The sequence below is a fragment of the Pseudomonas sp. Emmai genome (assembly GCF_055179735.1).
Map to the genome: position 1 here is coordinate 1,545,576 of NZ_CM143685.1, position 24,512 is coordinate 1,570,087.

Here is a 24,512-nt window from a genome sequence, read left to right on the forward strand (position 1 = left end):
TTTCTGCCGGAACCGGATCTCTTGTAGGAGCGAGGCTTGCCCGCGAAGAGGCCATCACATTCAACATTGATGTTGGCTGACACACCGCCTTCGCGGGCAAGCCTCGCTCCTACAGGATTCGGTTTGCACATTGGGTTATTTCCCGCCGCTGCCTGCCACGCTTTCACCACCCCGTGTCAGGTAATACGCCCCCAGGATCGGCAACATGGTCACCATCATCACCAGCATCGCGACGACGTTAGTTACCGGCACGTCCCGAGGGCGGCTGAGCTGGTTGAGCAGCCATAACGGCAAGGTGCGTTCATGCCCGGCGGTGAAGGTGGTGACGATGATCTCGTCGAACGACAGGGCAAAGGCGAGCATGCCGCCGGCCAGCAACGCCGAGCCGAGGTTCGGCAGGACGATGTAGCGGAAGGTCTGCCAGCCGTCGGCGCCGAGGTCCATCGACGCCTCGATCAAACTGTGGGAAGTGCGGCGCAAACGGGCGATGACGTTGTTGTAGACGATCACCACGCAGAAGGTCGCGTGGCCGACGATGATGGTGAACATCCCCGGCTCGATGCCAAACGTCTTGAAGGTCGCCAGCAGCGCGATCCCGGTGATGATCCCCGGCAGCGCAATCGGCAGGATCAGCATCAGCGAGATGCCCTGTTTGCCGAAGAACTCCCGCCGATACAACGCCGCCGACGCGAGGGTGCCGAGGACCATGGCGATCAAGGTGGCGATGGCGGCGATTTCCGCCGAGAGCTTGATTGCTTCCAGCACGTCGGGTCGTGAAAACGCCACGCTGAACCACTTCAGGGTGAAGCCCTTGGGCGGAAAGCTGAACGCCGCGTCTTCGGTGTTGAAGGCGTACAAAAAGATGATCAGGATCGGGAAGTGCAAAAACACCAACCCGCCCCAGGCTGCGATGCGCAGACCTATAGAAGCTTTCTCAGAGTGCATCGAAGGCCCCCAGTCGTTTGACGATGGTCAGGTAAATGGCGATCAACACAATCGGCACCAGGGTGAACGCGGCGGCCATTGGCATATTGCCGATCGCGCCTTGCTGGGCGTACACCATGCTGCCCACGAAGTACCCCGGCGGGCCCACCAATTGCGGCACGATGAAGTCGCCCAGGGTCAGGGAAAACGTAAAGATCGAACCGGCGGCAATGCCCGGAATCGACAGCGGCAGAATCACTTGCATAAAGGTCTGGCGCGGCTTGGCTCCAAGGTCCGCCGAGGCTTGCAGCAATGAGGGCGGCAGGCGTTCCAGTGATGCCTGGATCGGCAGGATCATGAACGGCAGCCAGATGTAGACGAATACCATGAACCGTCCCAAATGCGAGGTCGACAAAGTGCTGCCACCCACGCCGGGAATGCCAAGGATGAATTGCAAAACCGGCTCCAGCCCCAAGTGCTGAACAAACCACTGCGCCACGCCACCCTTGGCCAGCAGCAACGTCCAGGCGTAGGCCTTGACGATGTAACTGGCCCACATCGGCAGCATCACCGCGATGTAGAAAAACGCTTTGGTCTTGCCGGTGGTGTAGCGCGCCATGTAGTAGGCGATCGGGAACGCGACGATGGCGCTGGCGATCGACACGACAATCGCCATGCTCAGGGTGCGCAGGATGATGTCGAAGTTCGATGGCTGGAACAGTGCGGCGAAGTTGGCCAGGGTCAGGTCAGGCGTGACCGCCATGGTGAAGTCGTCGAAGGTGTAGAAACCTTGCCACAACAGCACCAGTAGCGAGCCGAGGTAGATCGCGCCAAACCACAGCAGCGGCGGCACCAGCAGCAGCGCCAGGTAAAAGTTCGGCCGCCGATACAGCAGGTTGGAAAACCGCCGCAACGGCGAACCGTTGGCCGGGGTTTGCGAGATTGCCAAGGTGTTCATCTCACACCCCGCCAGCAACGTTGTCGTGCAGCGGGATCATGGCCTCGCGAGCCCAACGGGCGCTGATGCGTTGCCCGGTCTGGTGCTGGGCGCTGGTGTCCAGCCATTGCACGTTGGCCTGGCTGATGTTCAGGACCTGGCCGTTTTCCAGCTTCACTTCATAGCGGGTGGCGCTGCCCTGGTACTGGATGTCGTGGAGCAAACCGCTGACTTCGATTTCATGGCTGGCCAGCGGACCTTCGGCGAAGCGCACGTGCTCTGGGCGAATCGAAAACGGCTGCGGATTGCCGCTCAACTGCCGGGCCAGATCGCCGCGAATCACGTTGGAGGTGCCGACGAATTCCGCGACGAAGGTGGTCGCCGGTTTCATGTACAGATTGCGCGGGGTATCGACCTGTTCGATGCGTCCCTTGTTGAACACCGCCACGCGATCCGACATCGACAGCGCTTCAGTCTGGTCGTGGGTGACGAAGATGAACGTGATGCCGAGCTGGCGTTGCAGCTTCTTCAATTCGCCCTGCATTTGTTCGCGCAGCTTGAGATCGAGAGCGCCCAGCGGCTCATCCAGTAACAGGACGCGAGGGCGATTGACCAACGCGCGGGCCAACGCCACACGCTGGCGCTGGCCGCCGGACAGTTGCACCGGTTTGCGCTCGCCGTAGCCGCCGAGGGCGACCATGTCGAGGGCTTCTTCGGCGCGTTTCAGGCGTTCGGCCTTGCCGACACCTTTGACCTTTAAACCGTAGGCGACGTTGTCACGCACGTTCATGTGCGGGAACAGCGCGTAATCCTGGAACACGGTGTTGACGTCACGCTGATACGGCGGCAGCCCGGCGGCTTCCTCGCCGTGAATGCGGATCGAGCCGGTGCTCGGTTGTTCGAACCCGGCGATCAGGCGCAGGCACGTGGTTTTGCCCGAGCCGGAAGGGCCGAGCATGGAAAAGAACTCGCCGTCCTGGATATCGATGGAAACCCGGTCAACGGCCTTCACTTCGCCGAACTGCCGGGAAACGTTGGTGAACTGGACTGCAAGCGTCATGGTGCGGTGCTCCAAAAAGGCGAGGGTCGTCGCAGCGGCCCTGCCTGACTTTCTGAATTCTTCAGTGATGATCGTTCCCGCGCGCTGCGTGGGAATGCAGCCGGTGACGCTTTGCGTCACGACTGCGCGAATGGACGCGGAGCGTCCAGTGATGCATTCCCACGCGGAGCGTGGGAACGATCAGTTGGTGTTACCTGCCGCCCATAATCGCGATGTAGTCCTGAGTCCAGCGGCTGTACGGCACGAACTTGCCGCCTTCAGCCTGTGGGGTTTTCCAGAAGGCCAGGTTGGCGAATTGGGCGTAACCATTGGCCGCACACCCTTCGGCACCGAGCAGCTCACTGGCCTTGCAGCCTTCAGGGACTGCCGGCAGTGCGCCGAACCACGCCGATACGTCGCCTTGCACTTTCGGTTGCAGCGACCAGTCCATCCACTTGTAGGCGCAGTTGGGGTGCTTGGCATCGACATGCATCATCGTGGTGTCGACCCAGCCTGTGGCCCCTTCTTTGGGAATCACCGAGGCCACCGGCTGCTTGTCGGCCACCAGGCCATTGACCATGTAACCCCAGGTGCTGGATGCCACTACGCCTTCGTTCTTGACGTCGCTCATCTGCACGGTCGCGTCATGCCAGTAACGGTGGATCAACGGTTGTTGCTTGCGCAGCAGGTCGAGCGCGGCTTTGTACTGCGTTTCGTTGAGTTCGTAGGGGTTCTTGATCCCCAGTTCCGGACGGGTCGATTTGAGGTACAGCGCCGCATCGGCGATGTAGATCGGGCCGTCGTACGCCTGGACCCGGCCCTTGTTGGACTTGCCGTCCGGCAAGGTCTGTTCTTCGAACACCACGCTCCAGCTGTCCGGCGCGGTCTTGAATACATTGGTGTTGTACATCAGCACGTTGGGGCCCCATTGATAGGGCGTGCCGTAGGTTTGTTTATTAACGACGTACCAGGGACCGTCCTTGAGGCGCGGGTCAATGTTCTTCCAGTTCGGAATCAACGCCGTGTTGATCGGCTGCACCCGCTTGCCGACGATCAAGCGCAACGAGGCATCGCCCGACGCGGTGACCAGGTCGTAACCGCCCTTGGCCATCAGGCTGACCATTTCATCGGAAGTGGCGGCGGTTTTCACACTGACCTTGCAGCCGGTTTCCTTCTCGAAACCGGTCACCCAGTCGTAGGCCTTGTCGCTCTCGCCACGTTCGATGTAGCCCGGCCAGGCCACGATATCCAGCTGACCTTCGCCGGCACCGACGGCTTTCAGCGGTTCGGCGGCCTGGATACTGGCACTGGCGAGCAATGCAGTGGTGATTGCACTAAGCAGTGCGGTCTTGTGCGCGAACATGGGACACACCTCTTTGTTTTTTAGGTTTTTGTTAAGAGTAAAGAGTAGCTGCAAGGGGCAAGCGTCAAGCTGCAAGAAACAGCGATCTGCTTTGACTTGTAGCTTGCCGCTTAAAGCTCCCGGCCATGCCGGGCCATGATGTGCCGCACCACGCTGTAGTCCTGCAGCGAATCGCTGGATAAGTCTTTGCCGTAGCCCGAACGCTTCAGGCCGCCGTGGGGCATTTCGCTGACCAGCATGAAATGGCTGTTGATCCAGGTGCAGCCGTACTGCAAGCGCGCCGCCACCTGCATGGCTTTGTCGAGGTTCTGGGTCCAGATCGATGAGGCGAGGCCGTATTCCGAATCGTTGGCCCAGTCCACCGCTTGCGCGAGTTCATCGAAACGGGTGACGGTGACCACCGGTCCGAACACTTCGCGCTGCACGATTTCATCGCTCTGTTTGCAGCCGGCGAGCAAGGTCGGCTGGTAATAGAAGCCGGCGCCGGAGTGCACCGCCGCGCCAGTGACCCGCTCGATGTGCGGCTGACCGAGGGCGCGTTCGACGAAACTGGCCACGCGGTCACGCTGGCGGGTGCTGATCAGCGGACCGATTTCATTGTCGGCATCCCGCTTACCGGCGAAGCGCAGGCTGCTGACCGCCGCGCCCAATTCGGCCACCAAACGGTCATGAATCCCGGCCTGTGCATAAATCCGGCACGCCGCCGTGCAGTCTTGGCCGGCGTTGTAATAGCCGTAGGTGCGCACGCCTTCGACCACCGCTTGAATGTCCGCGTCGTTGCACACGATCACCGGGGCTTTGCCGCCGAGTTCGAGGTGCGTGCGCTTGAGGGTTTTTGCGGCGGCTTGCAGGATTTTTTGCCCGGTGACGATATCGCCGGTTAGCGAGACCATGCGTACCTTCGGGTGGCTGACCAAATGGCTGCCAACCCCTTCGCCGCCGCCGCAGATGATGTTGATCACCCCGCGCGGCAGGATCTCGGCCAGGGCTGGCGCCAGGGCCAGGATCGACAGCGGCGTATGTTCGGAAGGCTTGAACACCAGGGTGTTGCCGGCGGCCAGGGCTGGGGCGATTTTCCAGGCGGCCATCATGATCGGGTAGTTCCACGGCGCAATGGACGCGACGACGCCAATCGGATCGCGCCGCACCATGCTGGTGTAGCCCGGCAGGTATTCACCACTGAGCTGGCCGGTCTGGCAGCGCACGGCCCCGGCGAAGAAGCGGAATACATCCACCGTCGCGCTCAAGTCGTCCTGGCGGGCCAGGTGCAACGGCTTGCCACAGTTCAGGGATTCGAGGCGGGCGAGGAGGTCGGCGTTTTTTTCGATGGCGTTGGCGATGTCCAGCAACAGGTTCGAACGTTGCTGCGGGGTGGTGCGGGACCAACTGGCGAAGGCGTGGTGGGCGGCGAGGATCGCGGCTTCGACTTGCTCGGTGCTGGCTTCGGCAATGTGCGTGAGCACTTCGCCGGTGGCGGGGTTGAGGATCGGCTCGACAAAGCCCTGGCCCGCGACCAACTCGCCATCGATCAACAACGCGGTGAACAACGGGGTCTGCGCGCCAGCCATTTTTCGGGTTCTCTTTTCTTGTGTGGCCATGGTGCTCCCAGTGACTGGGGCCCGGCCGTCTTATAAAGATGTAACAAGACTAGTGCGCGAGCCCGAGGTCGACAAATTCTAAATACTGAAGGTGGCGTTCGATTAAATAGATGGCTTGCGCCCGCCATGGGGCTGCTCGCGGGCGACGGTCAGGAACGGATCGACCAGCGCCGGCCGCGCAGTGCCACGGCGCCACGCCAGGCCAACGTCGAGGGTCTGGCTGAGGTCGGCGATGGGTCGGGCTTCGATGATGTCGCCCTCAAGAGACCACGGGCGATAGGTCATGTCGGGCTGAATCGACACGCCCAGACCGGCCGCCACCAGACTTCGTACGGCTTCCGTGGAGGCGGTTCGCAAGGTGATGCGCGGTTGCAGCGACGCCGCCGACCACATGCGCTGGGCGTTGCGGTCCATTTCATCGACATTGAGCTGGATCAGCGGCTCGCGCGTGACATCGGCGAGGTTGATGCTGTCGTGTTCCAGCAACGGGTGCTGGGCCGGCAGCCACAGGCGGTGGGGCGAATGGGTCAGGACCTCGGTTTGCAAGGCGTGGCGGTCTTCGAGGTTGGAAAGGATCAACACCCCGACATCGATCTCGCCGCTGACCAGCAAATGCTCGATGTAGGGGCGTTCGTCCTCCATCACGCGAATTTCGACGTTGGGGTAGGCGCGCTGGAATCGGGTGAGCAGATCCGCGAGGTAGTAACCGGCGACCAGGCTGGTCACGCCGACGATCAACTGCCCGGCGACCTGATCGGTGCTCTGTTGCAGGCTGCGTTTTGCGTTATCGACGGTCGCCAGAATCAAGTGCGCCTGGCGTAGGAATTGATGCCCTTGGTGCGTCAGGGTCATGCCCTTCGCGTGTCGGTTGAACAGGATGACGCCGATTTCCTGCTCCAGTTGCTGGATCGCCAGGGTCAGGGTGGATTGGGAAATGAACGCGGTTTGCGCGGCGGCGGAGATTGAGCCGGTCTCGGCCACGGCGATGAAATGTCGGATCTGACGCAGGGTCATCATCGGAAAGGTACCCGGTGGGCGGTTTTTATAGATTTGTTCGAGTGTATATCTATTTTTTTGAGGTGCTGGCGCAAGCAGTGAGCTTCAAGCGGCAAGTTGAAAAGCGCGGGCAACATCTGGAAGCACTCTCGTCGCCGGTCGCTGGGCACTTTCGATCTAGGCTGATGGCCTTATTGATCCAGTTACCCCGAATTCGTGGAGACAGCAAATGAACACCCGTGGATTGCTCGATCAGCTACTCAAATCCGGCCAGGACCTGTTGCAGAAAAAGTCTGGCGGTCATCAAAACAAGCCTTCTGCCGGCGGCCTGGGCGGCTTGCTAGGCGGCAGCGGTGGCTCGGGCGGCCTCGGTGGCTTGCTCTCGGGGGCGGGTGGTGGTGCGTTGGCGGCGGGGGCGATGGGGCTGCTGATGGGGAACAAGAAGGTGCGCAAGGTGGGCGGCAAAGTCGCCATCTACGGCGGTCTCGCCGCGCTGGGCGTGATTGCCTACAAGGCCTACGGTAATTGGCAGGCCCAGCAGGGCACGGCACCGAAGACCGAGCCGCAAACGGTCGACCGCTTGCCGCCAGCGCAGGTCGAGTTGCACAGCCAGGCGATTCTCAAGGCCCTGGTCGCAGCGGCCAAGGCGGACGGTCATGTCGATGAGCGTGAACGGGCGCTGATTGAAGGTGAATTCACCAGGCTCGATAACGACCAGGAACTGCAACACTGGCTGCACGCCGAACTCAACAAACCCCTCGACCCGAGCGACGTCGCCCGCGCCGCCAGCACCCCGGAAATGGCCGCCGAGATGTACATCGCCAGCGTGATGCTGGTGGATGAGGAGAACTTCATGGAGAAGTCCTACCTCGATGAACTGGCGCGGCAATTGAAGCTTGAACCGGGTTTGAAGGCGGAGCTGGAGAAACAGGTGCGGCAGGCTGCAATGTAAGCGATGCCCGTAACGCCTATGATCTGATCGTTCCCACGCTCCCGCGTGGGAATGCCTCTTTGAACGCTCCGCGTCCATTTGGGACGCAGAGCGTCCCTGGCTGCATTCCCACGCGGAGCGTGGGAACGATCAATTTCGCGCCTTTCAGCTAAACCCATCCCCCCATGACCATTCCACGGCCCCTTTCTGCCAAATCACCACTGGCAACCTTGCCCCCATCTAGCGGAAAGTCCCATTCCAGAGCCCATCCCGGCTATTTACCCACGGGGCGGAGGGCGACGCGCATCCGTCTTATAAATGAAACACCGCCCTCAGCTATACTCCGCAGCATTTGAAAATGGCCCCGAGGACATACTGTGAAGAACTGGACGTTGCGCCAACGCATCTTGGCGAGCTTTGCGGTCATTATTGCCATCATGCTGTTGATGGTCGTCGTCTCGTATTCCCGGCTGCTGAAGATCGAGGCCAGTGAAGAAAGCGTGCGCGATGATGCAGTGCCCGGGGTGTATTACAGCTCGACCATCCGTGGCGCCTGGGTCGACAGTTTTCTCCAGACCCAGGAAATGCTCGGCTTGAAGGAAGGGCAGGGCATCAGTGCCGAAGACGCCGCCGACTTCAAAAGCTTCGAAGCACGCGTGGTCGATGCGATGGACAACTATCGCAAAACCGTCACCACGGCGGAAGACAAGGTCGAATTCGCCGCCTTCGAAAAACTCCATGAGGAGTACAACAAGACCCTCGCCGCGGTGCTTGATTTGCATAAGCGCAATCAGGAAGCCGAGGCCATCAAGATGTTCAACGAGCAACTGACCCCGACCTGGACGGCCGGGCGCATGAAGCTCAACGATATCCTGCGTGAAAACAAAGCCGTGGCCGACCAGGACATGGCCAACATCGATGACGCCGTGCTCACAGCGAAGATCATCATGGGCGTTTCCCTGCTGATCGCGGTGCTGGCCGCCGGCCTCTGCGGCCTGCTGCTGATGCGCGCCATCATGGCGCCGATGAACCGCATCGTGCAGATCCTCGAAATCATGCGCACTGGCGACCTCAGCAGTCGTCTGAACCTGGAGCGTAAAGACGAATTCAACGCGGTGGAAACCGGCTTCAACGACATGATGACCGAGCTCACGGCCCTGGTGTCCCAGGCCCAGCGCTCGTCGGTGCAGGTCACCACCTCGGTGACGGAAATCGCCGCCACCTCCAAGCAACAACAAGCCACCGCTACCGAAACCGCCGCTACCACCACTGAAATCGGCGCGACGTCCCGAGAAATTGCCGCCACGTCCCGTGACCTGGTGCGCACCATGACCGAAGTCTCCACCGCCGCCGATCAGGCCTCGGTGCTGGCCGGTTCCGGGCAGCAAGGCCTGGCGCGCATGGAAGACACCATGCACTCGGTGATGGGCGCGGCGGATCTGGTCAACGCCAAACTGGCGATCCTCAACGAGAAGGCCGGCAACATCAATCAAGTGGTGGTGACCATCGTCAAAGTCGCCGACCAGACCAACCTGTTGTCGCTCAACGCCGCTATCGAGGCCGAGAAGGCCGGTGAATATGGTCGCGGTTTTGCCGTGGTTGCCACCGAAGTGCGACGTCTGGCGGACCAGACCGCCGTGGCCACTTACGACATCGAACAAATGGTGCGTGAGATCCAGTCGGCGGTGTCCGCCGGGGTGATGGGCATGGACAAGTTCTCCGAGGAAGTGCGCCGCGGCATGTCCGAAGTGCAGCAGGTCGGCGAGCAACTGTCGCAGATCATCCACCAAGTCCAGGCGCTGGCGCCGCGGGTGTTGATGGTCAACGAAGGCATGCAGGCCCAGGCCACCGGCGCCGAACAGATCAACCACGCGCTGGTGCAGTTGGGCGATGCCAGCAGCCAGACCGTCGAGTCCTTGCGCCAGGCCAGTTTCGCCATCGACGAACTGAGTCAGGTGGCGGTCGGGCTGCGCAGCGGCGTCTCGCGATTTAAAGTCTGATGAGCGAACTCGCGGCCAAACGCCCTGCCGTGGTGTCGGCGAAGCAGGCGTTGTTCCTGGTGTTCCGCGTCGGTAACGAGCGCTACGCCCTGCAAGCCATCGAGGTGGCGGAAGTGCTGCCGCGCCTGCCGTTGAAGCCGATTGCCCGGGCCCCCGATTGGGTGGCCGGGGTGTTCGCCTATCGCGGCGCGGTGGTGCCGGTGATTGACCTCAGCGCCCTGACGTTCGGCCAACCGGCCCAGGCCCGCACCAGTACGCGCCTGGTGCTGGTGCACTATCAGCCGGACGAGTCGACGCCGGCACAATTGCTCGGGCTGATCCTCGAACAGGCCACCGACACCCTACGCTGCAACCCGGCGGATTTTCAGCCCTATGGCCTGGACAATCCCCAGGCGCCGTACCTCGGCCCGGTGCGCAAGGATGCCCAGGGTTTACTGCAATGGGTGCGGGTTGCCGACCTGCTGGACGATCAGGTGCGGGCGCTGCTGTTCCCATCGCCGCCCCTGGACCTGGCATCGCTTGGGGAGCAGCCATGAGCAGCGACCAGCGCTTTTTTGATTTCCTCAAGGACCGCATCGGCCTCGACGTCGCGTCGGTCGGCCCGGCGATCATCGAGCGCGCCGTGCGCCAGCGCACCACGGCGTCCCAGGCGCTGACCGCCGACGAGTACTGGCACACCTTGCAGGGCTCGCGGGATGAGCAGCAGGCGTTGATCGAAGCCGTGATCGTCCCGGAAACCTGGTTTTTCCGTTACCCGGAATCCTTCGCCACCCTGGCGAAACTGGCGATCAAACGCCTGGCCGACATCAACAACATGCGCGCGCTGCGGATTCTCAGCCTGCCGTGTTCCACCGGCGAAGAGCCGTACTCCATCGCCATGGCCTTGCTCGATGCCGGGCTCAAGCCCCATCAGTTCAAGGTCGAAGGCATGGATGTGAGCCCGCTTTCGGTAGAGAAAGCCAAGCGCGCGCTGTACACCAAAAACTCTTTTCGCGGGCAGGACATCGCCTTTCGCGAACGGCATTTCAGCGCCGAAGAGGACGGTTATCGACTCAGCGAACGGGTGCTGGAACAGGTGCGTTTGCAGGTCGGCAACCTGCTGGATCCGGCCTTGCTGGCGAGTGAACCGCCCTATGACTTCGTGTTCTGTCGCAACTTGCTGATCTATTTCGACCAGCCGACCCAGCAACAAGTGTTCGAAGTGCTCAAACGCCTGACCCACGTCGATGGCGTGCTGTTTATCGGCCCGGCGGAGGGCAGTTTGCTTGGGCGTCTGGGCATGCGTTCGATTGGTATCCCGCAGTCCTTCGCGTTCAGTCGCCAAAGTGCGCCGGAGCCCGAGCCTTATCCGTCTTCATTCGTGCCGACGCCGCTGCCGGTGCGCCAACCGGTGCGCAGCGTGACCCCGCCGCCAGTGCGCAGCCGTCCGTTCGCAACGGTGGTGCCGCTGCCCGTGACGGTGAAAACCGCTAACCCCGACGCCGCCTCACTGCTGGCGAACATTGCCGCGCTGGCCAACGAAGGCAAAAGTGCCGATGCCCGCGCCGCCTGCGAAAGTTACCTGCGCAGCCACGAACCGGTGGCTCAGGTGTTTTATTGGCTGGGATTGCTCAGCGATGTGGCCGGCCGCGCACTGGAAGCCCAAGGGTTTTATCGCAAGGCGTTGTACCTCGAGCCGCAACACCCCGACGCGTTGATGCACCTGGCGGCCTTGCTGCAATCCCAGGGCGACACGGCGGGCGCCAAACGATTGCAGGACCGCGCCGCCCGCAGTGAGCGCGCCGCTGACAGTGAGCGTAAACGATGAGCATCTCCGACACCTTGAGCGTCACCCATGAAGATGCCCAGGCCATCGACGACTGCTGGAACCGCATCGGCATCCACGGCGACAAGTCCTGCCCGTTGCTGACCGAGCACATTCATTGCCGCAATTGTGCGGTGTACTCCGCCGCCGCCACCCGCTTGCTCGACCGCTACGCCTTGCAGCAGGAAGATCACGAGCAAGTGGCGACCGCGGTCGAAACCGACGTCAAAACCCGCTCGCTGCTGATGTTCCGCCTCGGCGAAGAATGGCTGGGCCTGGCCACGCGCAGCCTGGTGGAAGTGGCGCCGCTGCAAACCATCCACTCCTTACCGCACCAGCGTTCCCGGGCCTTGCTCGGTGTGGCGAATGTGCGCGGTGCGTTAGTCGCGTGTTTGTCTTTGGTGGAGTTGCTCGGCCTCGACGCGACCAACAACGCACCGGCCGGTGGGCGGGTGATGCCGCGCATGCTGATCATCGCCGCTCGCGGTGGCCCGGTGGTGGTGCCGGTGGATGAAGTGGACGGGATTCACGCCATCGACGAACGCATCCTCGATGCCGCGTCCCAGTCCGGCGTCCAGGCCAGTGCGAAATACACCCGTGGCGTGTTGCAATTCAAAGGTCGCAGCCTGCGTTGGCTGGATGAAGAACAGTTGCTGTCCGCCGTGACCCGGAGCCTCACATGACCCCCGAGCAAATGCGCGACGCCTCTTTGCTGGAACTGTTCAGCCTTGAAGCCGAGGCCCAGACCCAGGTGCTGAGCGCCGGGTTGTTGGCCCTGGAGCGCGATCCGACCCAGGCCGATCACCTGGAATCGTGCATGCGCGCGGCGCACTCGCTCAAGGGCGCGGCGCGGATTGTTGGCGTGGATGCCGGGGTCAGCGTGGCCCATGTGATGGAGGATTGCCTGGTCAGCGCCCAGGAAGGGCGGCTTTATCTGCGGCCCGAGCACATCGATGCGTTGCTGCAGGGCACCGACCTGTTGATGCGCATCGCCACCCCACACAACGCGCCTTCGGCGGTGGAAATCGACGCCTACGTGGCGCTGATGGGGCGCTTGCTCGATCCGATGGCGCTGGCGCCGCCGATCAGCACACCGATTGCACCGTTCATGGACGAGCAACAGGTGCAGCCGCCCGTGGTCGAAGTGCCGATTCCGGTGGTCGAGTCGCTGCCGGTCGCCCCCGCCGAGCCGCCGCGCAAGACCAAACGCACCACCGAAAACGGTGAGCGGGTGTTGCGGGTCACCGCCGAACGCCTGAACAGCCTGCTCGACCTGTCGAGCAAATCCCTGGTGGAAACCCTGCGCCTCAAACCGCACCTTGCCACCATGCAGCGCCTCAAACGCACGCAAAGCAACGGCTTGCGGGCGCTGGAAAACCTCAACGTCCACCTCAAGGACCAGAACCTGAGCCTGGAAGCCCAGGAAGCGCTGGACGATGCCCGTCGCTTATTGGCCGAATCCCAGCAGTTGCTGGTGGAAAAGAACGCTGAACTGGATGAATTCGCCTGGCACGCCAGTCAGCGTGCCCAGGTGTTGTACGACACGGCGCTGGCCTGTCGCATGCGCCCGTTTGCCGACGTGCTGACCGGGCAGGTGCGGATGGTGCGTGACCTCGGTCGCGATCTGGGCAAACAGGTACGGCTGGAAATCGAAGGCGAAAAGACCCAGGTCGACCGCGATGTGCTGGAAAAACTCGAAGCACCGCTGACCCATCTGCTGCGCAACGCCGTGGACCACGGCATTGAAACTCCGGAACAACGGTTATTGGCCGGCAAGCCGGCTGAAGGTTTGATCCGTCTGCGCGCCTCGCACCAGGCCGGTCTGCTGGTGCTGGAACTGAGCGATGACGGCAATGGCGTTGATCTGGAAAAGGTCCGCCGCAGCATCATCGAGCGGCAACTGTCCCCGGCGGAAACCGCCGCGCAGTTGAGCGAAGAAGAGCTGCTGACCTTCCTGTTCCTGCCGGGTTTCAGCCTGCGGGACAAAGTCACCGAAGTTTCCGGGCGCGGCGTCGGCCTGGATGCGGTTCAGCACATGGTCCGGCAACTGCGCGGCGCGGTGGTGCTGGAGCAGACGGCGGGCGAGGGCAGTCGTTTCCATCTGGAAGTGCCGCTGACCCTGTCGGTGGTGCGCAGCCTGGTGGTGGAAGTCGGCGACGAGGCCTACGCCTTTCCGCTGGCGCACATCGAACGCATGTGCGACCTGGAGCCGGAAGACATCGTCCAGCTCGAAGGCCGCCAGCACTTCTGGTACGAAGGCCGGCACGTCGGATTAGTGGCGGCCAGTCAGTTGTTGCAGCGCCCGGCGAGCCAGAACAGCCAGCAAACCCTCAAGGTCGTGGTGATTCGCGAGCGCGATGCGATCTACGGCGTGGCGGTTGAACGCTTTGTTGGCGAACGGACCTTGGTCGTGTTGCCGCTGGATGAGCGTCTGGGCAAGATTCAGGATATTTCCGCCGGAGCCTTGCTCGACGACGGTTCGGTGGTGTTGATCGTCGATGTCGAAGACATGCTGCGGTCGGTGGACAAACTGCTCAACACCGGGCGTCTGGAGCGCATTGCCCGTCATAGTAACCAGGCGGCGGAAGCGGCGCGCAAGCGGATTCTGGTGGTGGACGATTCCCTGACCGTGCGCGAGTTGCAGCGTAAGTTGCTGCTCAATCGCGGTTACGACGTGGCTGTGGCCGTGGACGGTATGGATGGCTGGAACGCCCTGCGTTCGGAGGATTTTGATCTGCTGATCACTGACATTGACATGCCGCGCATGGACGGCATCGAGCTGGTGTCTTTATTGCGCCGGGACAACCGCCTGCAATCGCTGCCGGTAATGGTGGTGTCCTATAAAGATCGCGAAGAAGACCGTCGTCGTGGACTGGACGCCGGAGCCGACTATTATCTAGCCAAAGCCAGTTTTCATGACGACGCCCTGCTCGATGCAGTGGTCGAGCTCATCGGAGGAGCGCGGGCATGAAAATCGCTATCGTCAACGACATGCCCATGGCGGTAGAGGCCCTGCGCCGCGCCTTGGCATTCGAACCGGCGCACCAGGTGATCTGGGTGGCCAGCAATGGCGCCGAGGCCGTACAACGCTGTGCCGAACAGACGCCGGACCTGATCCTGATGGACTTGATCATGCCGGTGATGGACGGCGTAGAAGCGACCCGACGCATCATGGCCGATACGCCCTGCGCCATTGTGATTGTCACGGTGGACCGCCAGCAGAACGTGCACCGGGTGTTCGAAGCCATGGGCCACGGTGCGCTGGATGTGGTCGACACGCCGGCCATCGGCGCCGGCAACCCGGCGGAAGCGGCGGCGCCGTTGCTGCGCAAGATCATGAACATCGGCTGGCTGATCGGCGACAAGGGCAATCGGGTTCGCTCGGCGCCGAGCCCGCTGCGCAGTTCGGGTTCGCGGCAAAAACTGGTGGCCATCGGCTCGTCTGCGGGCGGACCGGCGGCACTGGAATTATTGCTCAAGGGCCTGCCACGGGATTTTTCGGCAGCCATCGTGCTGGTGCAGCACGTGGACCAGGTATTCGCCGCCGGCATGGCCGAGTGGCTCAGCAGCGCCAGCGGCCTCAACGTGCGCCTGGCCCTGGAAGGCGAACCGCCCCAGGCCGGCACGGTGTTGCTGGCCGGCACCAACCACCATATTCGCTTGTTGAAAAACGGGACGCTGGCCTACACCGCCGAACCGGTCAACGAGATTTACCGGCCCTCGATCGATGTGTTTTTCGAGAGCGTGGCCAGTTACTGGAACGGCGACGCCGTGGGCGTTTTGCTGACCGGCATGGGTCGCGATGGTGCGCAGGGGCTTAAACTCATGCGCCAACAGGGCTACCTGACCATCGCGCAGGACCAGAACAGCAGTGCGGTGTACGGCATGCCGAAGGCGGCTGCGGCCATCGACGCCGCCGTGGAAATTCGCCCACTGGACAAGATAGCGCCACGATTGCTGGAGATTTTCCCCAAATGAAGACTTTTCACAGCAATCCTGGCCCAAGTAGTACTCAGGTGACCGCACATGAATGACTTACAGCTCGACGACTTCAAGACCGATGAAAACGCCGCCATGGTGTTGTTGGTGGACGATCAGGCGATGATCGGCGAGGCGGTTCGGCGCGGTCTGGCGAATCAAGAGAACATCGACTTCCACTTCTGCGCCGATCCGCACCAGGCCATAGCCCAGGCGATTCGGATCAAGCCGACGGTGATCCTGCAGGACCTGGTGATGCCCGGTCTCGACGGTTTGAGCCTGGTGCGTGAATACCGCAACCACCCGGCGACCAAGGACATCCCGATCATCGTGCTCTCGACCAAGGAAGACCCGCTGATCAAAAGCGCGGCGTTCGCCGCCGGGGCCAACGATTACCTGGTCAAACTGCCGGACAACATCGAACTGGTGGCGCGCATCCGCTACCACTCGCGCTCCTACATGACCTTGCTCCAGCGTGATGCCGCTTATCGGGCGTTGCGGGTCAGCCAGCAGCAGTTGCTCGACACCAACCTCGTTCTGCAACGCCTGATGAACTCCGACGGCCTGACCGGCCTGTCGAACCGCCGGCACTTCGACGAATACCTGGAACTGGAGTGGCGACGTTCATTGCGGGACCAGACTCAACTGTCACTGCTGATGATCGACGTGGACTACTTCAAGTCCTACAACGACAGCTTCGGCCACCTGGAAGGTGACGAAGCCCTGCGCAAAGTCGCCACCGCGATCCGCGACGCCAGCGCCCGGCCTTCGGACCTGCCGGCCCGTTATGGCGGTGAAGAGTTTGCGCTGGTGCTGCCCAACACCTCGCCGGGTGGCGCGCGACTGGTGGCGGAGAAACTGCGCCAGACCGTGGCGGCGTTGAAGATTCCCCATGTGTTCCCGACTGAAGGTTCGAACCTGACCATCAGTATTGGCCTGTCGACGATTACCCCGCAGGCGGGTAGCGATTGCCGGCAATTGATCTCGGCGGCGGATAAGGGGCTGTATCTGGCGAAGAACAATGGGCGCAATCAGGTGGGGATTGAGTAGCGGGTCGGCCGGTGTAGAAGTTCTCCAGGCTCGCGCGCACCCTGTGGCGAGGGGGCTTGCCCCCGTTGGGTCGCGAAGCGGCCCCCTGCATTCACACAGTCATACCCGGCAAGCAGGTTTCACGACTGCTTCGCAGCCGAACGAGGTGGTGCGGCATTCCGACAAACTCCCTCGCCACTGTTCATTCATCGTTCGCCGATGTAGCGACCGTCCGCAGCAATTCAGCGTGGAGTTTTTCGCCACCTCGATGACGAAAGGCTCGATGCTCAATAGTCGCTAACTGCTCCTTCCTCGCCTCGATAGCCTTGTGTTTCGCCTGTGCCTCCCCGAACGTTGCCACGTTGAATGACCGGGACAGTTTTTTGCCTTGGCGAGTCGTCGTTTGCGCAATCCAATAGGTGTTCTTGCCGTTCGTTTGTCGTGAAACACCCGCCAGGCCACTGGTGTTAGTGACACGCAACTTTTGCCGGACCATGCAGCTCAGTGGTGGTGGGAAACGCAGCATCTGCTCATTGCGAAACCGCTCGGCAGCGCAACGCGCCTCACGCTCACCACCATGGCGGATGAACGTAAATTCCTTGTGTACCTTCAAGACGCCATCCCGGTACAACGACACCCGCCAAGCCATGGCGCCCGACTTTTTGTGGCGGACTTTGATGATGGCGTAGTCGTTGGTGCTTTCGAGTGCATCCGGGTTATCTGTGAGCGGAAGGGCCCCGTTATCGGGTGGTGTCTTATCAGTCGACATAGGTCACATACCTGGCCATCAAGTTCGGGCGTTGAAACGTGTCGATGCTGGCGACACGCTGATGCATCTCCTTGACCACCTGCTTGAACGTCGCATCGTCCATGTCGATCCAGAAACGCGGGTTACGGCCGGTGAGGCGGTCGTATTCGGCGGTGGTGGGGTCGAGGTGGCGGTATTCCTCGTATTGCGGCAGGTCCGGCAAGGGACGGCTGACGTCCATGTAGTTCTGGATGAAATCCCACAGGGCGCACGCGGGTTGCACCTCGGGACCGGGACAGAGCAGCGCGCCGAAATTGATCATGATGTTGCGGTAGCGATGGGCGAGGTAAAGCACATTCATCGGCATGCCCTGACTGTCCGGGGACGTGGCGATGTAGGCGTCGAACTCGTAGAACGGCGCGGTGAGTTCACCGATGGTGCCGTTCTTTTTATATTCACCGTTGTTTTTGTAGTCGAAGACGGTGACCAGACCGGTGCGGCGGTTGAGTTCCCAGATGGGGCCTCGGGAGGGTTTTAGCCAGAGGCTTGGGATGAACTTAATTACTATTGTGCCGGTCAGCCAACAAGCTAGAGGAGCTCCCAGTAAAAAAATTAGCGTTTCGCTATAGTCGGCTATGATGGTTGTTAGTGTTTTTTTTGTGTCTATAAACTCGGCCGTTATTATAAAGAATGAGAGGGTCAGAAAAATTATAAATAAAACACGGCCCACTCCTAGCATATAAATCCAGAAGTGGGAGCTTGCGGGAAGAAGTGCGTACCTGAAGCACTCGTGGTCGTCCCTTATGTGAAAATCGATAAGTTCATATGGGCTCGGAGCATAGGTGTTTTTGGCTATTTGCTCTTCACGTTCTTTTTTGAATCCTTCATGGAGACGAAGTGCTTTTGGTGAGAATTTTTCGAGATGGTTTACAGACGTTATGTCATCCGTATTGCCCCAAGGCAGTCTGACCTTCGCGAAGCGCATAATCCATGGGCGTTCAGCCGGACGTTCTTGTTGGGGTACCTCATTCCATCCGTAGGCAGTCTGGGCGTACCACGATTGATCAGTCATTAATTGCTATTCCGCGATTTATTTGTAAGTTCATCAGCCCAATGAAATTTCACCCTCACTGCTGGAATTGGGCTTGTTGCCATAGAAGTTGCCGGCGCGGCAAATCCTGGAAACTTTGTGTTTGACTCAGTCGACATAGGTCACATACCTGGCCATCAAGTTCGGGCGTTGAAACGTGTCGATGCTGGCGACGCGTCGATGCATCTCCTTGACCACTTGCTTGAACGTCGCATCGTCCATGTCGATCCAGAAACGCGGGTTACGGCCGGTGAGGCGGTCGTATTCGGCGGTGGTGGGGTCGAGGTGGCGGTATTCCTCGTATTGCGGCAGGTCCGGCAAGGGACGGCTGACGTCCATGTAGTTCTGGATGAAATCCCACAGGGCGCACGCGGGTTGTACCTCGGGACCGGGACAGAGCAGCGCGCCGAAATTGATCATGATGTTGCGGTAGCGATGGGCGAGGTAAAGCACATTCATCGGCATGCCCTGACTGTCCGGGGACGTGGCGATGTAGGCGTCGAACTCGTAGAACGGCGCGGTGAGTTCACCGATGGTGCCGTTCTTTTTATATTCACCGTTGTTTTTGTAGTCGAAGACGGTGACCAGACCGGTGCGGCGGTTGAGTTCCCAGATGGGGCCTCGGGAGGGTTTTAGCCAGAGGCTGGGGAAGTGTTTGATGACGATTGAGCCGATGGCCCAAGATAGGAGTGGTAGGCCGAGAAGCCAGGAAAACACTTGGATAAAGATAGTCTTGGTTGACTCCCATATAGGGTCATTTCCGGTTGTAATACCTAAAAAATAGGCAGGTATGCTGACAATGAAAAGTAGAAAAAACATGAATCGTCCACCTCCGGACATATACATCCAGAAGTGAGAGCTTGCGGGAAGAAGAGCATATCTGAACCGTTCGTTATCATCCCTTATATGAAAATCAATATGTCCGTATGGGGTCGGGTCATAGATGTTTTCGGCTATTTGCTCTTCACGCTCTTTCTTGAAACCCTCATGGAGACGAAGTTCTTTTGGTGGGAATTTTTCGAGAAGGTTTGCGGCCGTGACTTCATCCGTGTTGCCCCACGGCAGTCTGACCTTGGCGAAGCGGATAATCCACTGACGTTTAGCCGGGCGTTCTTGTTGGGGTACCTCATTCCATCCGTAGGCAGTCTGGGCGTACCACGATTGATCAGTCATTAATTGCTATTCCGCGATTTATTGGTAAGTTCATCAGCCCAATGAAGTTTCACCCTCACTGCTGGAATTGGGCTTGTTGCCATAGAAGTTGCCGGCGCGGCAAATCCTGGAAACTTTGTGTTTGACTCAGTCGACATAGGTCACATACCTGGCCATCAAGTTCGGGCGTTGAAACGTGTCGATGCTGGCGACGCGTCGATGCATCTCCTTGACCACCTGCTTGAACGTCGCATCGTCCATGTCGATCCAGAAACGCGGGTTGCGACCGGTGAGGCGGTCGTATTCGGCGGTGGTGGGGTCGAGGTGGCGGTATTCCTCGTATTGCGGCAGGTCCGGCAAGGGACGGCTGACGTCCATGTAGTTCTGGATGAAATCCCACAGGGCGCACGCGGGTTGTACCTCGGGACCGGGACAGAGCAGCGCGCCGAAATTGATCATGATGTTGCGGTAGCGATGGGCGAGGTAAAGCACATTCATCGGCATGCCCTGACTGTCCGGGGACGTGGCGATGTAGGCGTCGAACTCGTAGAACGGCGCGGTGAGTTCACCGATGGTGCCGTTCTTTTTATATTCACCGTTGTTTTTGTAGTCGAAGACGGTGACCAGACCGGTGCGGCGGTTGAGTTCCCAGATGGGGCCTCGGGAGGGTTTTAGCCAGAGGTTTGGGAAGTGTTTTATGACGATTGAGCCGATTGCCCAGGATAGGAGTGGTAGGCCGAGAAGCCAGGAAAATAGTTGGATAAAGATAGTTTTGGTTGACTCCAAAATAGGCTCGTGCCCTGCGCTAACAACTGCGAAATAGGAAGGTATGCTGACAATGAAAAGTAGAAAAAACATGAATCGTCCCCCTCCTGACATATACATCCAGAAGTGAGAGCTTGCGGGAAGAAGAGCATATCTGAACCGTTCGTTATCATCCCTTATATGAAAATCAATATGTCCGTATGGGGTCGGATCATAGATGTTTTCGGCTATTTGCTTTTCACGCTCTTTCTTGAAGCCTTCATGGAGACGAAGTTCTTTTGGTGGGAATTTTTCGAAAAGATTTGTAGCCGTGACTTCATCCGTATTGCCCCACGGCAGTCTGACCTTCGCGAAGCGCAAAATCCATGGGCGTTCAGCCGAGCGTTCTTGTTGGGGTACCTCATTCCATCCATAGGCAGTCTGGGCGTACCACGATTCGTCAGTCATCAGTTACTGTTCCGGGATTTGTTTGTAAATTCGTCAGCCCAATAAAGTTCGCCTACGCTGTCGAAGTTCGGTTTTTTGTGGGGGGCATCAAATGGCGTTGCATCCTTTGGCGGTGGCGCAGGAAAGTGCCAGCGCTGATTTTTTTGCTCCAGTACACATTGCGCTCTAACTTGCCAATGCTGCTCAATGCCAGGTGAGCGTGTCGCTAAGTCAAAGGCATAGCTCGGTGGGGTTGCGAAAAAAAGTTCCAAGCCCTGCGGAAGCAGTCTTTGTGCTTTAGGCGGAGCAAGTTGACTGTTAATCAGTTTTTTGAACGTTACGGTTTCACTTTTGATGCGTCCACCTCTGACTTCGAATGTATTGAGTCGGCAGTGAGCATTGACATTGAGCGTGCCCAAATTTGAAACCAGGCCCGCTAAGTTGCTTTCAATGCGAATGCAAGTGTTGGACGAGATAACCTGAAAAGGCGTCTTTGCGTGAATGTCGTGTTTAGCATTGGGGACGAATTCGGGGTTGGGCCCCACATTGATGCGAATGTCGGCAAACAAACTGATCAGGTAGTAAAAGCTACTCTGCGGATCTAGCAGATGCACATTGTCTGAATGAACTTGCGTGCCGAAAGGGCCATTAACCAGCCATTCTTCAATAGGCTTGTCGCTTAGCCACCAAGCCATTCCGGCGCCAATTACAATCAATATCAGCGCTACCCAACCTGCCGGACCAAGACCAAGAAAGGTGACTGTGGGAACAATCAGGCTACTAATAGCACTAACTGCTCCACCCACGGCCATCATCAGATATCCCCATCCGGCATCATCGCCCCATGTCCACGCATACCAGGCGTCTGCAAGGCAAATAGCTGAAAGAATTAACCCAGAGCCAATTTGGGCAAGTATCCGGCCGGTGAACTCCTTTGCTAAATACGTTGCTGCTCGAGTTCCTAAAGTTTTTTTCACAGCCTCCTCTGAAAAAGTAAAAAGAACCTTACGGCCAACCGCCCAAACAGACTTGGTACCGGCAATTTTTACCGTCAACATCTCTAGCGCAATAACCAGATCAATGCTGGCCCCCGCGAAAGATAAACCTACGCGTAATGAACCTTTCTCTCGTTTTAACTGCTCCCTACCTTCCCACTCCGTCCTAACATTCCAAACCTCCAACATCAAAACCCCCGCCGCAAACGGCAACGAGTTCAACACCCGATAAACCCGGCTATTCGCCAAATCCGCATGCCCATCCACACCCTGCTGCAACGCGCCTTTCACTTTCGCGTTGTCCATCCCCCGAGCCTCCACATCCTCTTTATGCACCGCATTAATCCGCTGATTCAGCGCACTCAGGCTGCGCACTGTCGGGTGATCCACCGGCATCACCACCAGCTTGTAATGACCCATGCGTTGAGTGCTCGGTGTCTCGAAAGCATCAGCGGCACTCCCGACCTTCAAAGGTCGCCCCTGAGCATCCAGATACTCCCCCATCACCCGCCGAGGCCGCTGATCCCCAGTCGGCACATCGGACAAACCAAAGAGGTGATAGCGCTGCGGATCCGCATCCCGGCGATTGATGAAGTGCATTTCACCAAAGGTATTGGGCATCAAACTGCGTAACAGTCCCACGCCCAGTCCATGCAGGTAAGCGCTGGTGGGGGCGTGTGCGACCTGTGCCATCACCGCGCTGCTGGCGGTTTCTAAAGAGCCAGCGAGGTTTTCGTAGATGCTGACCAACGTGCTGGCCGCCGCTTTCGATTGCCCGGTGAGGGTGCTGTTCAGGCTGCCGCTGGCCAGTAACCCTTCCAGCAGATGCCCGTCGAGGTGTTCGACTTGCGGGTAGTAAGGGCCGGGCTCGCTTTCGAATACGGCGAGGTGTTGGGCGCGTAGACATCCGTCGCCCTCGTTGACCGTTTTCTCGGTGGGCGGCACATAAGGTGTAACCAACGCGGCTTCATCAACGGCCGGCCAAAGCATCCGGTGCAGTGGGTGCGCCGGGTCGTGGGCGATGTCATTGAATAACGTCTGGCCGACACTGGCCTGCGGGCTGTAGAGGCTCAACCCGGTCAGCGCATTGGTGACATCGCCATTGCGGGCCAGCGGATCAAGTTGCGCGGGCACGGTGGCGAGGCTGGCGAACACCTGACTCACGGCAAACAACGCCGCCAGGTAATCAAAGCCCTCAAGGCTCAAATGATCGGCGAGGGTTTGCTGGGTCACCGGTTGTTGCAGGCACTCGGCAAGCAGGGCCTGCGCCATGTTTAGTTGTTGCCAGAGCAAGGCGCGTTCGGCGGTGGCGGTGAAACGATTGATGTCGCGACGGCCGGCCTCTTTCACTTTGTCGAAACAGGCATGCAACGGGTTTTTCTGCCCGCCGATCGTCGCCGGCACGATCAGCTGCTGGACCATGACCGCGCTGGCGTGATGCGGGTGCAGGCTGGCGCGCTCGGCATACAACGTCAGCAATTGTTGTTGCTGCTGGACCTGTGAAACGAGATGGCGCACGCGGTAGCGCGGGTCTTCCAGCAGCACGCCGCACACGCGCCGTTGGCGAGCGGTTTCCAGCACATCGGTGACGGTGGGTTGAGGTTGCCAGAGGTCGGCTTCATCGGTGGCGGGGGTTTCTCCTCGCAATTGATCCAGCAACGTGGCGAGGCCATCCGCCCAGGCGCTGCTTTCAAACGTTGCAGGTAACGCGGGTGTGGCGCCTTGTTCCCACTGATCAAGACAGGCCCTGGCTTCGGTTTTGCGTTGCGCCGCGAATTGCCCCGAGAGGTCGCAGACGTAACGCCCCGGATGCTCCAGCACGTATTCGAAACCGCTTTGGCGTGCCCGTTGCGGGGCGATCAGGCTGACCGGAAAGGCTCGCGAAGCCAGGTTGCGCCAGGTAACGCCGGCTTTCGTCGCGGCATCGGACGCTTGTGCATCCCATAGGTTGAAACCACTGAATGCTTCCAGCATCGCCGGCCCATCGGGCTGCTGGTGGAAAAGCCGTTCGAGCGTCCGGCGCTCGCATTTCAACGCCGGGCTCTGACAGCGCTGGGCGCGCAACGCCGGGTCTTCCTCAAGTCGTTTAATGCGTGCGGCGCTGAGCTGGATTTCGCTGAAGCACAGTTGCACGGCTTCGGCGGGTTGGTTGTTCCAGGTCGCGGGCAGCCAGATGTCGCTGAGATCGACACCGTTGGCCTGTCGGTAGTCGAGGCTGAGTGCCGGGTCTTGGCGATACGCCTGCAGATCGATGTCGCGGTAAGTCGTCAATTCGCCGTCCTGCCGCACCTCGAGCTCACGCCAGAGACGATCGCGGTAAAACACATAGACATAGCCACTGCGGCACAGGACCGGCGTGCCGAGGTCATGGCGGCTGCGAGTCCCGGGCAGCGCGACGAAAGGCAGGATCGGTACGATCTGGTTCCACTGGGTTTCCAGTTGCCGCGGGGTGACACGCACGTCCTCCAGCAACGGCAGGCGAATCGGCGGTCCTTGGGTGGTGGCAATTTCGAGCCACAACTGATGCTTGAACTGCGCCGACCAATCCCACACAAAAAGCTCGCTGTGGACGCTGGTCGAACGCTCTGTTTCACACACGGCCTCATCGGTCAGGGCCTGGAGCGGTTCGAAGCCGGACTGATCGACGATCAGCAGTCGCTGGTTTTTTGAATGCCCGGTGCCAATGACCTGGACAATCAGTTTGTCGCGCTCGCAGATGGGGCCATTGGTCATCTTC

The 24,512-nt window shown here is 59.9% G+C and carries 19 protein-coding genes; 8 read left to right on the top strand and 11 right to left on the bottom strand.

The window, feature by feature from the left end; genetic code table 11:
* Window positions 1-135: 135 nt before the first annotated feature.
* From ACY4LX_RS06815 to ACY4LX_RS06840, 6 genes are all read right to left on the bottom strand, one after another.
* Window positions 136-945, bottom strand: a complete 810-nt coding sequence (locus ACY4LX_RS06815; protein ID WP_133837191.1) for an ABC transporter permease — start codon at window positions 943-945, stop codon at window positions 136-138.
* The gene (locus ACY4LX_RS06820) at window positions 935-1,882 is read right to left on the bottom strand and encodes an ABC transporter permease (protein WP_133837192.1); all 948 of its coding nucleotides are present in this window, start codon (window positions 1,880-1,882) and stop codon (window positions 935-937) included. The genes ACY4LX_RS06815 and ACY4LX_RS06820 overlap by 11 nt, the downstream gene beginning before the upstream one ends.
* 1 nt (window position 1,883) lies before the next feature.
* Window positions 1,884-2,921, bottom strand: coding sequence for an ABC transporter ATP-binding protein (locus tag ACY4LX_RS06825; protein WP_463259491.1), 1,038 nt, complete (start codon window positions 2,919-2,921; stop codon window positions 1,884-1,886).
* A 190-nt stretch (window positions 2,922-3,111) separates the two neighbouring features.
* A complete protein-coding gene (gene ydcS / locus ACY4LX_RS06830) occupies window positions 3,112-4,263 on the bottom strand; it encodes a putative ABC transporter substrate-binding protein YdcS (RefSeq protein WP_463259492.1) in 1,152 nt (383 codons plus the stop codon).
* Window positions 4,264-4,373: 110 nt separating this feature from the next.
* Window positions 4,374-5,861, bottom strand: a complete 1,488-nt coding sequence (locus ACY4LX_RS06835) for a gamma-aminobutyraldehyde dehydrogenase (RefSeq protein ID WP_149657429.1) — start codon at window positions 5,859-5,861, stop codon at window positions 4,374-4,376.
* A gap of 102 nt (window positions 5,862-5,963) precedes the next feature.
* On the bottom strand, window positions 5,964-6,878 hold the full coding sequence (locus ACY4LX_RS06840) for a LysR family transcriptional regulator (protein WP_149657428.1): 915 nt from the start codon (window positions 6,876-6,878) through the stop codon (window positions 5,964-5,966).
* Window positions 6,879-7,086: 208 nt separating this feature from the next.
* Here ACY4LX_RS06840 and ACY4LX_RS06845 point away from each other — a divergent pair, with 208 nt between their 5' ends.
* From ACY4LX_RS06845 to ACY4LX_RS06880, 8 genes are all read left to right on the top strand, one after another.
* Entirely contained in the window at window positions 7,087-7,809 is a 723-nt protein-coding gene (locus tag ACY4LX_RS06845; protein ID WP_463259493.1) for a tellurite resistance TerB family protein, read from the top strand.
* A gap of 356 nt (window positions 7,810-8,165) precedes the next feature.
* Complete coding sequence (locus ACY4LX_RS06850) at window positions 8,166-9,788, top strand: methyl-accepting chemotaxis protein (RefSeq protein WP_463259494.1); 1,623 nt, start codon at window positions 8,166-8,168, stop codon at window positions 9,786-9,788.
* A complete protein-coding gene (locus ACY4LX_RS06855) occupies window positions 9,788-10,324 on the top strand; it encodes a chemotaxis protein CheW (RefSeq protein ID WP_463259495.1) in 537 nt (178 codons plus the stop codon). The genes ACY4LX_RS06850 and ACY4LX_RS06855 overlap by 1 nt, the downstream gene beginning before the upstream one ends.
* Window positions 10,321-11,595 (top strand): CheR family methyltransferase, encoded by a 1,275-nt coding sequence (locus tag ACY4LX_RS06860; protein WP_463259496.1) that lies wholly within the window; start codon window positions 10,321-10,323, stop codon window positions 11,593-11,595. Before ACY4LX_RS06855 ends, ACY4LX_RS06860 begins: the two co-directional genes overlap by 4 nt.
* Window positions 11,592-12,275: a chemotaxis protein CheW gene (locus ACY4LX_RS06865; RefSeq protein ID WP_463259497.1), complete on the top strand. Its 684-nt coding sequence runs from the start codon at window positions 11,592-11,594 to the stop codon at window positions 12,273-12,275. The genes ACY4LX_RS06860 and ACY4LX_RS06865 overlap by 4 nt, the downstream gene beginning before the upstream one ends.
* A complete protein-coding gene (locus ACY4LX_RS06870) occupies window positions 12,272-14,563 on the top strand; it encodes a response regulator (protein WP_463259498.1) in 2,292 nt (763 codons plus the stop codon). The genes ACY4LX_RS06865 and ACY4LX_RS06870 overlap by 4 nt, the downstream gene beginning before the upstream one ends.
* Complete coding sequence (cheB, locus tag ACY4LX_RS06875) at window positions 14,560-15,570, top strand: chemotaxis response regulator protein-glutamate methylesterase (RefSeq protein ID WP_149657421.1); 1,011 nt, start codon at window positions 14,560-14,562, stop codon at window positions 15,568-15,570. Before ACY4LX_RS06870 ends, cheB begins: the two co-directional genes overlap by 4 nt.
* Window positions 15,571-15,618: 48 nt before the next feature.
* A complete protein-coding gene (locus ACY4LX_RS06880) occupies window positions 15,619-16,620 on the top strand; it encodes a diguanylate cyclase domain-containing protein (RefSeq protein ID WP_463259499.1) in 1,002 nt (333 codons plus the stop codon).
* 181 nt (window positions 16,621-16,801) lie between these two features.
* Here the strand turns inward: ACY4LX_RS06880 and ACY4LX_RS06885 are convergent, their stop codons facing one another.
* The 5 genes from ACY4LX_RS06885 to ACY4LX_RS06905 all read right to left on the bottom strand — a co-directional run bounded on the left by ACY4LX_RS06885 (window position 16,802) and on the right by ACY4LX_RS06905 (window position 24,508).
* Window positions 16,802-17,368: an AP2/ERF family transcription factor gene (locus ACY4LX_RS06885; RefSeq protein WP_463259500.1), complete on the bottom strand. Its 567-nt coding sequence runs from the start codon at window positions 17,366-17,368 to the stop codon at window positions 16,802-16,804.
* The gene (locus ACY4LX_RS06890) at window positions 17,358-18,419 is read right to left on the bottom strand and encodes a hypothetical protein (RefSeq protein ID WP_463259501.1); all 1,062 of its coding nucleotides are present in this window, start codon (window positions 18,417-18,419) and stop codon (window positions 17,358-17,360) included. Before ACY4LX_RS06890 ends, ACY4LX_RS06885 begins: the two co-directional genes overlap by 11 nt.
* Before the next feature lie 126 nt (window positions 18,420-18,545).
* Window positions 18,546-19,610 carry a hypothetical protein gene (locus tag ACY4LX_RS06895; RefSeq protein ID WP_463259502.1) on the bottom strand — a complete coding sequence of 355 codons (1,065 nt, stop codon included), beginning with the start codon at window positions 19,608-19,610 and terminating at the stop codon, window positions 18,546-18,548.
* A gap of 126 nt (window positions 19,611-19,736) precedes the next feature.
* The gene (locus ACY4LX_RS06900; RefSeq protein ID WP_463259503.1) at window positions 19,737-20,801 is read right to left on the bottom strand and encodes a hypothetical protein; all 1,065 of its coding nucleotides are present in this window, start codon (window positions 20,799-20,801) and stop codon (window positions 19,737-19,739) included.
* A complete protein-coding gene (locus ACY4LX_RS06905) occupies window positions 20,801-24,508 on the bottom strand; it encodes a toxin VasX (protein WP_463259504.1) in 3,708 nt (1,235 codons plus the stop codon). Before ACY4LX_RS06905 ends, ACY4LX_RS06900 begins: the two co-directional genes overlap by 1 nt.
* Window positions 24,509-24,512 lie beyond the last annotated feature (4 nt).